Annotated in this window: 12 protein-coding genes; 9 read left to right on the top strand and 3 right to left on the bottom strand. The window is 55.2% G+C overall.

Going from position 1 to position 12,504, the window contains the following annotated elements; genetic code table 11:
* Nucleotides 1-11 precede the first annotated feature (11 nt).
* From FHG12_RS09685 to FHG12_RS09675, 3 genes are all read left to right on the top strand, one after another.
* On the top strand, nt 12-563 hold the full coding sequence (locus FHG12_RS09685; protein WP_139515538.1) for an energy transducer TonB: 552 nt from the start codon (nt 12-14) through the stop codon (nt 561-563).
* Between the two features lie 240 nt (nt 564-803).
* The gene (locus FHG12_RS09680) at nt 804-2,363 is read left to right on the top strand and encodes a hydroxymethylglutaryl-CoA reductase (protein ID WP_174805794.1); all 1,560 of its coding nucleotides are present in this window, start codon (nt 804-806) and stop codon (nt 2,361-2,363) included.
* A gap of 164 nt (nt 2,364-2,527) precedes the next feature.
* On the top strand, nt 2,528-2,950 hold the full coding sequence (locus FHG12_RS09675; protein ID WP_230471350.1) for a hypothetical protein: 423 nt from the start codon (nt 2,528-2,530) through the stop codon (nt 2,948-2,950).
* An 8-nt stretch (nt 2,951-2,958) separates the two neighbouring features.
* Here FHG12_RS09675 and argH read toward each other — a convergent pair whose 3' ends face one another.
* From argH to argB, 3 genes are all read right to left on the bottom strand, one after another.
* Nucleotides 2,959-4,269, bottom strand: a complete 1,311-nt coding sequence (argH, locus tag FHG12_RS09670) for an argininosuccinate lyase (protein WP_139515536.1) — start codon at nt 4,267-4,269, stop codon at nt 2,959-2,961.
* A gap of 194 nt (nt 4,270-4,463) precedes the next feature.
* Entirely contained in the window at nt 4,464-5,534 is a 1,071-nt protein-coding gene (locus tag FHG12_RS09665; RefSeq protein ID WP_139515535.1) for a M20 family metallo-hydrolase, read from the bottom strand.
* Entirely contained in the window at nt 5,522-6,304 is a 783-nt protein-coding gene (gene argB / locus FHG12_RS09660) for an acetylglutamate kinase (RefSeq protein ID WP_139515534.1), read from the bottom strand. The genes FHG12_RS09665 and argB overlap by 13 nt, the downstream gene beginning before the upstream one ends.
* Nucleotides 6,305-6,895: 591 nt before the next feature.
* Between argB and FHG12_RS21060 the strand changes: the two genes are divergently transcribed.
* Genes FHG12_RS21060 through FHG12_RS09630 form a run of 6 tightly spaced genes read left to right on the top strand, consistent with a single transcriptional unit; the run spans nt 6,896 to nt 12,238 of the window.
* The gene (locus FHG12_RS21060; RefSeq protein WP_139515533.1) at nt 6,896-7,483 is read left to right on the top strand and encodes a GNAT family N-acetyltransferase; all 588 of its coding nucleotides are present in this window, start codon (nt 6,896-6,898) and stop codon (nt 7,481-7,483) included.
* Nucleotides 7,483-8,670 (top strand): argininosuccinate synthase, encoded by a 1,188-nt coding sequence (gene argG / locus FHG12_RS09650; RefSeq protein WP_139515532.1) that lies wholly within the window; start codon nt 7,483-7,485, stop codon nt 8,668-8,670. Before FHG12_RS21060 ends, argG begins: the two co-directional genes overlap by 1 nt.
* Entirely contained in the window at nt 8,657-9,640 is a 984-nt protein-coding gene (argC, locus tag FHG12_RS09645; RefSeq protein WP_139515531.1) for an N-acetyl-gamma-glutamyl-phosphate reductase, read from the top strand. Before argG ends, argC begins: the two co-directional genes overlap by 14 nt.
* Nucleotides 9,640-10,782, top strand: coding sequence for an aspartate aminotransferase family protein (locus FHG12_RS09640; RefSeq protein WP_139515530.1), 1,143 nt, complete (start codon nt 9,640-9,642; stop codon nt 10,780-10,782). Before argC ends, FHG12_RS09640 begins: the two co-directional genes overlap by 1 nt.
* Nucleotides 10,779-11,864: a glutamine-hydrolyzing carbamoyl-phosphate synthase small subunit gene (gene carA / locus FHG12_RS09635; RefSeq protein WP_139515529.1), complete on the top strand. Its 1,086-nt coding sequence runs from the start codon at nt 10,779-10,781 to the stop codon at nt 11,862-11,864. Before FHG12_RS09640 ends, carA begins: the two co-directional genes overlap by 4 nt.
* Before the next feature lie 32 nt (nt 11,865-11,896).
* Nucleotides 11,897-12,238, top strand: coding sequence for a hypothetical protein (locus FHG12_RS09630; protein ID WP_139515528.1), 342 nt, complete (start codon nt 11,897-11,899; stop codon nt 12,236-12,238).
* The last annotated feature ends 266 nt before the right edge of the window (nt 12,239-12,504 follow it).

Below are 12,504 nucleotides of genomic sequence, written 5' to 3'. Positions count from 1 at the left end.
TACAATAAATTATGATCTACATTCCAGTTCTCAACGTTCGCCTACAACCTTTCCAGGAAAACTGGCGGCTGATGACGCCTCAGGCGCAAGGCCGCCACTGCCAAGCGCTGCTCGCTGCGCAACGGCAGTTGCGCTCACAACTGCTTCGGTTCTTCGTAGCCTTGGTTGTAGTGTGCGGGTTCGGAGTGGCAAAGCAAGCGGCGCTGGCTCAAACGCCGAACAAAACCGGTTCTCCAACAAAGCAAAGCCCTATTTACACCTACGTTGAGCAAATGCCCGTTCCCAAAGAAGGCAGCATGAACAAGTTGCTGAATGACCTCCAGCAAAACACGCATTATCCCGAAGGTGCCACCCAATCGGGGAAAGTATATGTAAGCTTCATCGTCAATAGCTTGGGCAAGGTTGGAAATGTGAAGATCCAGAAAGGCCTCGAGCCACTGCTAGATGCCGAAGCCGCCCGTGTAGTAAGCAGTCTGGCCGATTTCACCCCGGGCAGACAAAACGGCCGGTCAGTTGATGTTGCCTTGACGGTGCCTGTGGCGTTTGACAAAAGCGCTAAGTAAGTATCTGTAAATCAGGAATGTACTCCAAAGCCTTAGTGCTACTAGTGTGCTGCTTGGGAAGCACTGGCTCAGAAGCCTGCTTATTGCCCATCATCGCGTCCGCCCCCGTGGATATGGAATTTATGGTTCCAGTCACTTTTACTGGTAAATAGCCTTAAGAATGCCCGGCCTCTCAGGGGGCTTCTTGCCGAAAAATTCGCACATTAAGTACAAATCTCAACCGCTCCTGCCCTTCCCACTATGATCTTCACGCCCAGCCCCATGCTGCTGAAGCTGCTCTATACGCGCGGCAGCCTGCACAATACGCCCACCGGCGTTGCTTTCAGCCTCAAGAACCGACTTGATACAGTGCGAATTACGCGCCTCGACTTTGTGCAGATTGGGGAGCAACGCATTACGCCTGAGCACATTGGCCTCGATTTTGGCAACGGCGAGGTGCGGCCGGCGCCGGAAGTGCTGGGCAGCGCCCCCGATGGGCTGGAGTTTCCGGTGGGCCACAGCATCATGTTTCACCTCACGACCCCAGCGCTGCCCGAGGGGATTCACGCCGTGCAGGTGCAGTTTGCCGCCGAACCCTTCGGCGAGTTGAGCGTGGAAGTGGAAGACTCCATCGTCAACTTGCCCGACGACCGGCCCCGGATTCCGCGCCAAGACCAGGACGATTATTCCGAGGCTGCTATTCAAGCGCGGCAGCGCTTCGCCGAACAGTTTACCGGCCAGGAATTCAAGCACTTAAAGCAATACTCCTTCGACGCACACACTCTGCAAGGCAACTGCGAGCATTTTACCGGCGTGGCCCAAATCCCGATTGGCTTGGCCGGCCCGTTGCGCGTCAATGGCGAGCACGCGCAGGGCGACTTCCTGATCCCGCTGGCGACTACCGAAGGTACTTTAGTAGCAAGCTATAACCGTGGAATTCAAGCACTTAACCTGTGTGGCGGCGTCAAATGCACCGTAATCGGCGATGCCATGCAACGGGCACCTGTGTTTGTGTTTGACGATGCCCGCGGCGCCCGCGATTTTGCCAAGTGGGTGGAAGCCGAGAAAGCCGCCATTGGGGCAGAGGCCGAGAGCACTTCGCGCATTGCCAAGCTGCAATACATCGACACGTATCTGGCCAACAAATTTGCGTATCTGCGCTTCAACTACAGCACCGGCGACGCGGCGGGCCAGAACATGGTAGGCCGGGCTACTTTTGCCGCATGTTCTTGGATATTAGAGAATTACAAAGGCGCGCCGGTTCGGCATTTCTACCTCGAATCGAACTTCGCTACCGATAAAAAAGCCTCTCAGATTAACGTGATGCGCACCCGCGGCAAGCGCGTGGTAGCCGAGGCCGTGATTAAGCGCGACGTATTGCAGCAACGCATGCGCGTGACGCCCGAACAGCTTGCCTATCATGGACAGGTGAGCAACGTAGGTGCCTTTCTGTCAGGCGCTAACAACAACGGTGCGCACTCAGCCAACGGCATCACGGCCATGTTCATTGCCACTGGTCAGGACGTGGCCAACGTGTCGGAATCGTCGGCGGGCGTGATTTATTCGGAAGTAACCGCCGAGCGTGATCTGTATCTGAGCATGACCATCCCGTCGCTGATTGTGGCAACCCATGGCGGCGGCACGGGCCTTGCCACCCAAAACGAATGCCTGCGCATGCTGGGCTGCGTTGGGCGCGGCACCGTGAACAAGTTCGCCGAAATCGTGGCGGGCGTGGTGCTGGCCGGCGAATTAAGCCTAGCCTCGGCCATCTCCTCCTCCGACTGGGTGAGCAGCCACGAGCAATACGGCCGCAACCGGTAGAAAACGCAAACACTCGAAAACGGGCTGTTGTCTTGCAAATGAGCAGGATAACAGCCCGTTTTTTGTTATCTTATAATTATCTAACAATCAGCGCTATACACCCATTACCTATGAAACCGCTCTACCTACTGCTTATACTCATCGGTAGATTGACGCTGTGCCTTATGCCCGTACAGGCACAGAAGTCAATCGCAGCGCTTACGGATGAAAACCAGGCGGCCGTTCGCCCTAAAAAACCGCTCAGCCAAGCCATCGACGGTCGGGCTCTGTATACGTATGTGGAGCGAATGCCCGTGTACAAAAACGGTGGAAGGGCTGGCTTACGGGCTTTTCTGAACAAGAATTTTCAGGATTTGCCGCTAGCGGGCAGCACTTCGCTGGCAGTGTCGTTTGTGGTCGACAAGTATGGCAAGGCCCGAAACCCGGAATTTTTTTCAGAAAGCGTAACCGTGCCCACCAGCTTCGAACAAAAGCTCACGCGTGTTTTTGAGCAGATTGGTGATTTTCAGCCTGGTATACAGCACGGCGATCCTGTGGATGTGCGGTTGATAGTGCCGATTACCAAACCCGCCCAGGCCAGCCGCTAGCCAAAGCGCTACTTTTTCTTGCCCAGCACCCGGCTTTCAGATTGCATACGTGCCACTTTCGCTGCTATTTCTTCCAGCCCCAGGTTGTGCACGCTCCCCAAGTGCGTAGTCTGGAACTGCTTGTGAGGCACATAATTACCTTCGTTTACCGCGCGCCCAACCTGCTGATAGGCCTCACGAAACGGCGTGCCCGTTTGGATGAGTTGGTTGATGTTTTCGACCGAAAATACGCCGTCGTATTTGTCTTGGGCCAATAGATTGGGCTTGATTTTCAGTTGGGGCAGCGCAAACAGCACAATGTCCAAGATGTCCATAAACTGCGTCATCGGCTCGAACAGCAACTCTTTCAGTATCTGAAAATCGCGGTGGTAGCCGCTGGGCAAGTTACTGATGGTCAAGATGATTGTATTGGGCAAGGCTTGCAGGGCATTGCAGCGCGCGCGAATCAATTCAAACACATCGGGGTTCTTTTTGTGCGGCATGATGCTCGACCCCGTGGTGAAGGCCGCCGGGAGTTCCACAAAAGCCAGATCTTGGCTGTTGTACAGCACCAGATCGTAGGCCATCTTGGCGAGCGTGGCGGCCATGCCGGCCAGTGCGAAAGCCACCGTTTTCTCAGTTTTGCCGCGCAGCATTTGGGCTCCTACCGAACTAACAGCCAACGCGCCAAAACCTAACTCGTTGGTAGTCTGCACCCTATCTACCGGGAAGCTACTGCCAAACCCCGCGCCTGAGCCCAGCGGGTTTTGGTCGGCAACGGTGTGAGCAGCTTCAAACAAGGCCAAATCGAGCAGCAGATGCTCGGCATACGCCGAAAACCACAGCCCAAAACTGCTCGGCATGGCCGCCTGAAAATGCGTGTAGCCCGGCATCAGATCGGCTTGGTGGGCCTGAGCTTTTTGCAGTAGTACCTGCACGAGTTCCATGGTTTTGGCCGCTGCTCTTTCTGTGTAATCCTTTAGGAATAACTGTATCGCCGTGAGTACCTGGTCGTTGCGCGAGCGAGCCGTATGGATTTTCTTGCCGGCATCGCCAAACTTGTTGGTGAGGTAATACTCGATCTTGGAGTGCACGTCCTCGAACTCTTCTTCAATGGTGAAGTCGCCGGCTTCGATGGCGGCCGCTAGTTCCGAGAGGCCTTGTTGCAATTGCTGATTCTCAGCTTCGGTCAGCAGGCCCACCTTGGCCAGCATGTTGGCCTGCGCTTTGGAGGCAAGCACGTCAAAATGAGCCAGATACAGATCCAGTTCCCGATCTTTTCCGACGGTAAACCGTTCGATCTTTTGATCAACTGCAATGCCTTTCTCCCAGATTTTCATGTTGTTGTGTCGTCGTCGTTGCGAATGGTTGCTAGAACTGGAAAGGTAGCTCCCCTCCTTTTTTTCAAGGAGGGGTGGCCAAAGGCCGGGGTGGTTCGGCTAGAATTAGAAAGCTAGAACTAGTTGTTCAACGGCTTTTACCACCCCCAACCCCTCCTTAAAAAAGAAGGGGAGCTAGATTTCTAGTTCTAATCTTAGTCAAAGCGAAAGCCTTCCAGTAGTTGGATGTAAGTGTTGATGCCAGCCCGAATCTCGCTCAAGTAGATGAATTCGTCGGGAGTGTGAGAACGGGCCGAGTCACCGGGACCGATTTTTACCGTGTTAAAGTTCATAACGGCCTGATCGGAAAGGGTAGCGGAACCGAACGCTTTGCGCCCCAACGACAGCCCTCGCTGCACAAAAGGATGCTGCAACTCGATGCGAGAAGAATTGAGGTAAACCGAACGCGCAGTTACCTCTGCCCCAACGTGTTGCTGTACCACTTGTACCACCTCTTGGTTGGAGTAAAGCTCGTTGGTGCGTACATCCACCACAAAATGGCAGCGGTCGGGCACCACGTTGTGCTGCGAGCCGGCCTGCACCTGCGTCACGGTCATCTTTACTGGCCCGAGCAGCGGCGACACGTCGGGGAAGCGGTAGTTCTGGAACCACTGAATATCGGCAACTGCTTTATACAGAGCATTTTCGCCTTCGTCGCGGGCGGCATGGCCGGTTTTGCCGTGCGCCACGCAGTCGAGCACCACAAGGCCTTTTTCGGCGATGGCCATGTCCATCTGAGTCGGTTCGCCGACGATGCCGAGGTCGAGGCGGCCTAGCTCCGGCAGAATGCTGCGTATGCCGTTGGCGCCCGAAATTTCTTCCTCGGCTGTGATGGCGCAAATGAGGTTATAGGGCAGCTCCGATTCATGGAAATATAGAAACGTTGCCAGCAAGCTCACCGCCGAAGCGCCTGCGTCGTTGCTGCCCAAGCCGATGAGCTTATCGCCTTCCAGCACCGCGCCAAACGGATCGTGCGTCCAGGTGCTGCCGGCCTTTACGGTGTCGTGGTGCGAGTTGAGCAGGATGGTGGGCTTTTGTGCGTCGTAATGCCTGCCGACGGCCCACACGTTGTTTTGCGCGCGCTGCGGCTGGGCGCCGTGGGCCGCTAGAAAATCAAAAATCAGGGTGGCGGTACGGTCTTCTTCCCGCGAAAACGAAGGCGTTTTGATCAGCGCTATCAGCAAGTCAATGGCCGCCGCGGTGAGGCGTTCGATTAGCTCCGGCATAATACCGTTTTAACGGGCTCGTTGATCTTCAACGCGTTCTCAATCACCACTTTATCGACCCCGGCGGCCAGAGCTGCAAAGGCGTTGTCGAGCTTGGGCACCATGCCGGCGGCAATGACTCCGGCAGCTTTCAGCTGCTGATATTGCTTTGGCACGATGTTTTTTATAACCGATTGATCGTCAGAGATATCTGAAAGAACTCCGTCTTTTTCGAAGCAAAAGTGCAGTTCTACGCGGTAGGCGCTGGTCAAGGCGCAAGCTAAGACACTGGCGATGGTATCGGCGTTGGTATTGAGCAACTGGCCCTGGCCGTCGTGCGTGATGGCGCAAAACACAGGCGTTACGTTCGCGCGCAGCAATTGCACAACTAATTCACTATTAACACTTTCCGCATTAAGGTCTCCTACAAAGCCGTAGTCAATGTCTTTCACCGGACGCTTGGTGGCCCGGATGACGTTGCCGTCGGCGCCGCTCAGGCCCAGCGCGTTTACGCCGCGCTGCTGGAGCAAAGCCACGATCTGCTTGTTGGTTTTGCCGGCGTAAAACATGGTCACGATGTCCAGGGTGGCGGCGTCGGTGATGCGGCGGCCCTGCACCATGTTGGGCTCAATACCCAAGTCCTGCAACATCTGACTGGCGCCTTTGCCACCGCCGTGCACCAAGATTTTTGGGCCCGCCACGCGGGCTAGCTCGGTCAGGAACAAGCCCAGCTGGCTTGCATCGTCGATGATGCCGCCCCCAATCTTAAAAATTTTCAGTACGTCGCTCATTCGGGTACGAAGTAAAAATGCGGCGCTCTAGTTCAGAAAAGGCCGGAATCTGTGGTTGGCCTGGCGCTCAGCAGCCGGAAGCCAGTCGGGCCCGGCGGATTTTTACGGACGGGCCGTCAAAGTTTCCAAAAAAAAACATCTAGTTTTGCAACGATTTAGCGGTCTAAATGATTTAAACCGCAGAAACCTCATTCCGCTTGGCGGTAGTAGTCATGATTCTTTTCTCTTCCATTGCACTTGTACAGCGGCCCGCGTCGGCCCTGCGAACAATGCCAGCTTAAAAGCTGGCTGCAATATCTGCCTGCGTTTTTAGCGCGCTGAAAACCGGCAAAGGGACTTCCTGAAAAGCCCCGCCTGAAGAGAAATTTTACGAATAACTGACTGACACGAGTGTAAGCCCTAGTGTACCTATTGCCGAACTACCCACGTTTGGCAACCCGCCCGGCAAAAGCCTTTCTTCCTGGTTTTCTTCCGGCTTCCGGCTCCCACCCCGGTACTTGCGTAGCCTCATTCGCAGACTACGATTCTCTTGCTTCCATTCGTCTTCCCGAGTCTGTTGCCGTATACAGGGCAACCAACCGAGCTTTGACCATGATTTTACGAGTCGCCAATGCTGCCGATGTGCAGTATGTGGAAACCCTTTGTCAATGGTACGCCGAATCCGCCAAAACCCGTGGCGTCGGCATTGCCAAGCGCGACCCCAACTATCTGAAAAAGAAGATGGAACGGGGCGATTCCATCATCGCTTTCGTCGACGATCAGTTGGCCGGTTTCTGCTACATCGAAACCTTTGAAGACAACAAGTTTGTCGTCAACTCCGGCCTGATCGTCAACACCGAGCTGCGCAAGGAAGGCCTGGGCCGCGCCATCAAGCACGAGGTGTTTAAGCTGTCGCGCACCAAATACCCCGAGGCCAAGATCTTTGGCATTACCACCAGTTTGGCGGTCATGAAGATCAACACGGAGCTCGGCTACAAACCCGTGACCTTCACGGAGTTAACCAGCAGCGACGACTTCTGGAAAGGCTGTAGCAGCTGCAAAAACTATGGCATCCTGATGGAAAATCAGCGCAAGATGTGCCTGTGCACCGGCATGGTGTACGACACGCTCAACGATCAGTACAGCCAGCAGCATCCCCAAGAAACCATCAACTTCATCGAAGAACCCCAAAAGCACTAATGAAAAAGGTAGTTCTCGCCTATAGCGGCGGCTTGGATACGTCCTACTGCGTCGTGTATCTGACGAAAGAACTGGGCCTGGAAGTCCATACGGTCATCGTCAATTCGGGCGGCTTTTCGCCAGAAGAGCTTGCTTCCATCGAAAAGCGCGCCTACGAGCTGGGCTCCACGCGCCACGAAGTCATCGACGTGACGGAGCGATTCTACCAGGAGTGCTTACGCTACCTGCTGGCCGGCAACATTCTGAAAAACGACACTTACCCGCTGAGCGTCAGCGCGGAGCGCATGTTTCAGTCGCTGGCTCTGGCCGAATATGCGCGCGAAAACCAAGCCGACTACATTGCCCACGGCAGTACCGGCGCTGGCAACGACCAAGTGCGATTTGATGTGGCTTTCTCGGTGATTTCCCCTAATACAGAGATCATTACGCCCATTCGCGACCTAAGCCTTTCGCGCCAGGCCGAGATTGAATACCTCCAACAGAACGGCGTGGAAATGAGCTGGGAAAAAGCCAAATACTCGATTAACAAGGGCATTTGGGGCACCAGCGTAGGTGGCGTCGAAACACTGACTTCGCGCCAAGGCCTGCCGGAAACGGCTTGGCCTACGCAACTTCAGGAAACCGAGCCACGCGACATTTCTATCACCTTCGAAAAGGGTGAGCCAGTGGCTTTAAACGGCGAGAAAATGGCGCCTGTGCACCTGATTCAGACGCTCAACGAGATTGCCGGCAAATACGCCATCGGCCGCGATACACACGTCGGCGACACGATTTTGGGCATTAAAGGCCGCGTGGGTTTCGAAGCGCCCGCGCCGCTGATTCTGATCAAAGGCCATCACTTGCTCGAGAAGCACACGTCTTCGCGCTGGCAGCTGCTGCACAAAGACTACATCGCCAACTGGTACGGCACCTTGCTGCACGAAGCCCAGTACCTCGACCCGGTGATGCGCGACATGGAAGCCTTCCTGAAGTCGTCGCAGGAGCGCGTGTCGGGCACCGTGTACGTGACCCTGAAGCCCTACCAGTTTGAGTTACAAGGCATTGAATCTCAATACGATATGATGCAGTCGAAAGTCGCAACGTACGGTGAGGAGAACAACGCTTGGGATTCGCGCGATGCCAAGGGCTTCATCAAGATCTTCAGCAACCAGCTTCGGATTCACAGCAGCTTCGATGGACAAAATTAAAGTCGGCATCGTCGGCGGCGCGGGCTACACGGCCGGCGAGCTGATTCGCATTTTGCTGCACCATCCGAGCGCCGAACTCACGTCCGTTGTCAGTTCCTCAAACGCCGGCAACCCGGTGTATCAGGTGCACGATGATTTGGTGGGCGACACCGATCTGGCGTTCAGCACGGCGTTGAGCGGCACGGAAGACGTAGTATTCCTGTGTTTGGGCCACGGCAACTCGAAGGCATTTCTGGAGAAAACCGATTTGCCTACTTCGGTCAAAATCATTGACTTAAGCAATGATTTTCGCCTCACCGCCGACAAGCAGCTCGACGGCCGCGCCTTCGTGTACGGCCTGCCCGAACTGAACAAAGCCGCAATCCAGCAGGCGCAAAACGTAGCGAATCCCGGCTGTTTTGCCACCGCCATTCAGTTGGCGCTCTTGCCGCTAGCCGCTGCGGGAAGGCTCACCAACGACGTGCACGTGTCGGCTGTTACCGGCTCGACCGGCGCGGGCCGCGAGCTGACGGAAACGACCGGTTTTACGTGGCGCACCGGCAACCTTTCCATCTACAAGCCCTTCAAACACCAGCACTTAGGCGAAATCGGAGAGAGCTTAAAGCAGTTGCAAGCAGGGTTCAGCAGCGACATTAACTTCATCCCGTACCGCGGAAATTTTGCCCGCGGTATCTTCGCCAGCGTCTACACCAAGTCGGATCTGACGCAGGACGAAGCCCGGCAACTCTTTCGGGAGTTCTATGCCGCCGCGCCGTTCACCACGGTATCGGACAAGGAGATCCACTTGAAGCAGGTGGTGAATACCAACAAATGCCTCCTGCATGTGCAAAAGCTTGATAATCAACTGCTTATAACATCGGCCATTGATAACCTGGTAAAAGGCGCTTCGGGACAAGCGATCCAAAACATGAACCTGCTGTTCGGGCGGCCCGAGCAGGAAGGGCTGAACCTTAAATCTGTGCTTTGGTAATGGAGCTTTTCAACGTTTATCCGCTCAACGACATCACGCCGGTTCGGGCCTTGGGCGCGCAGCTGTGGGACGAAAACGGCCAGCAGTATCTGGACTTTTACGGCGGCCACGCCGTGATTTCCATTGGCCACAGCCACCCGCGTTACGTGCAGCGCATCACGGAGCAGGTGCAGAAAATTGGTTTCTATTCTAACTCGGTGCACATCCCGATTCAGCGCGAGTTGGCGCAGAAACTGGGCGACGTGTCGGGCTATCCCGACTACACGCTGTTTCTGTGCAACTCGGGTGCCGAGGCCAACGAAAACGCGCTAAAGCTGGCGTCGTTTCACACCGGCAAAAACCACGTCATTGCGTTTAAAGGTGCATTTCACGGCCGCACGTCCGGCGCAGTTGCCGCTACCGACAATGCGAAGATCGTAGCGCCGTTTAACGCTAATCACTCCATCTCCTTTCTGCCTTACGATTTGGCGGAAGTGGAGCGCGTGTTGCAGGAAAAACCGACTTGCGCGGTCATTATCGAACCGATTCAGGGCGTGGGCGGCATCATTATGCCCTCCGACGAATTCCTGCAAGGGTTGGACGAATTGTGCCGCGCGCACGGCGTGGTGCTGATAGCCGACGAAGTGCAGAGCGGCTATGGACGCAGCGGCAAGTTTTTCGCCCACCAGCACGCGGGCATTCGGCCGGGTGTTATTTCGGTGGCCAAGGGCATGGGCAACGGCTTCCCCATTGGCGGCATCCTGATTTCGCCGGAGTTTCAGGCTTCTTATGGGTTGCTGGGCACCACCTTCGGCGGCAACCACTTGGCTTGCGCTGCGGCATTGGCCGTTTTGGAAGTAATTGAGCAGGAAGCACTTATAGAACATGCCCACCAAATGGGCGATTACCTCCGGACTGCTTTGCTGGCCAACGCTGGCGCGCAGGAAATACGGGGTCGCGGCCTGATGATTGGGGTGAAATACGATTTCCCCATCAAAGACATTCGCGACCAGTTGCTCATGGAACATCATATTTTTGTGGGCAACGCCTCCGACCCAACCGTGCTGCGCTTGCTGCCGCCCCTGAGCATCAAGCAGGAAGAAGTCGATCAGTTTTTACAGGCGCTTTATACCATCACGAAGGATAGCCTCGTCGAGAAATGAGTGAATTGAAGCAAGTAAAACTGGTGCTGGAAGACGGCACCGAAATCGTGGGCAAGTCCTTCGGGGCGTTTACTTCTGCTGCGGGCGAAGTAGTGTTCAGCACGGCCATGACCGGCTACCCCGAGAACCTCACCGACCCCTCTTTCGCCGGCCAGATTCTGGTGCTCACCTACCCGATGGTGGGCAACTACGGTGTGCCCGGCGAGGAGCTATACGAGTCGATTTCCCAGATTTTCGAGTCGGACAAGATTCACATTGCCGGCTTGGTGGTCAACTACTATTCGGAGGAGCATAGCCACTGGAATGCGACCAAAAGCCTCGGCGACTGGCTTTCGGAGTACAACATCCCCGGCATCTTCGACGTGGATACGCGCATGCTAACTAAAAAGCTGCGGGAAAAAGGCGCCATGCTGGGCAAAATCGTGGCCGAAGAAGATGTGCCCCTCCACGACCCCAACCTGGACAACCTAGTAGCCCAGGTTAGCCAGCCCGGCGTGCAGCACTACGGCACGGGTCAGCACAGAATCGTGCTCGTCGACTGCGGCACCAAAACCAACATTATCCGCTGCTTCTTGGAGCGCGATGTTGAGCTCATCCGGGTGCCTTGGGACTATGACTTCACCACACTCGACTACGACGGCCTGTTCCTGAGCAACGGCCCCGGCGACCCAAAGATGTGCACCGCAACTATCGGTCACCTCCAAACGGCGTTGCAGCAAGACAAGCCTATTTTCGGCATTTGTCTGGGCAGCCAGCTTATGGGCCTGGCCGCGGGCGGCGACACGTTCAAGCTGAAGTACGGCCACCGCAGCCACAACCAGCCGGTAAAGCTCACGGGTACCCAGCGCAGCTACATCACCAGCCAAAACCACGGCTTCGCGGTAGACACCGACACGCTGCCCGCCGAGTGGACCATGTTGTTCGAGAACCTGAACGACGGCACCTGCGAAGGCATCAAGCACAAGACCAAGCCTTTCTTCTCCACCCAGTTCCACCCCGAAGCTGCCGGCGGCCCGCAGGATACGGAGTTTCTGTTTGATGATTTTTTGAAGGTGGTGGCCGAGTACAAAGCCGCCAAGTAGCTATGAGTCGGAAGTTTCGCTTACTATCATTCATGTTGCTCCTTTTTCTTTGGAGCGTAGTCAATGGTTGTAGTAAGCAGGAAACGAAATTTGACAGGCATCAATGGGCTGTTGTAGGTGACTTAGGAAGTTTCCCATATCGTGAGCAAATGCTTGGTGACTTGGCCAAGCATCATCAACTAAAGGGGCTTACTTACACGCAACTTCTTGATTCGCTTGGTGAGCCATCAAACTACGGTGAGCCCGACGGCACAATTCGGTACCTAATCTTTGAGGGCTTTGGATCAGATATTGACCCGGAACATGGCAAAACGCTCGACCTGACATTAGGGACAGATTCTGTCGTTACCTCCTATAAAGTCACTGAATGGTAAATGCCCTCGCCCGTCATGCTGAGCTTGCCGAAGCATCTCTACCGCTAAGACATCCATCACCTCCTGTCACGCACTACTCTCATGCAAGAAAAAAGTAGAGGTTTTCCGAATTGGGGATATGTGTTATTGGGCGCTCTAGCTTTCGCCGGGTTCTATTTCATCAAGAACATGGGCCAACGAACGATCATGAAAGCAGTGCTAGGTGCACCGGCCGATCTGATTGCGAAAGCCATGGGTTCGGCCAGAGTGTCTCCCAGAATAACCCG

This window comes from Hymenobacter jejuensis (assembly GCF_006337165.1).
Classification (GTDB): Bacteria; Bacteroidota; Bacteroidia; order Cytophagales; family Hymenobacteraceae; genus Hymenobacter; species Hymenobacter jejuensis.
Note: the sequence above shows the minus strand (reverse complement) of the source record. Positions and strands in the feature narration are given on the sequence as shown.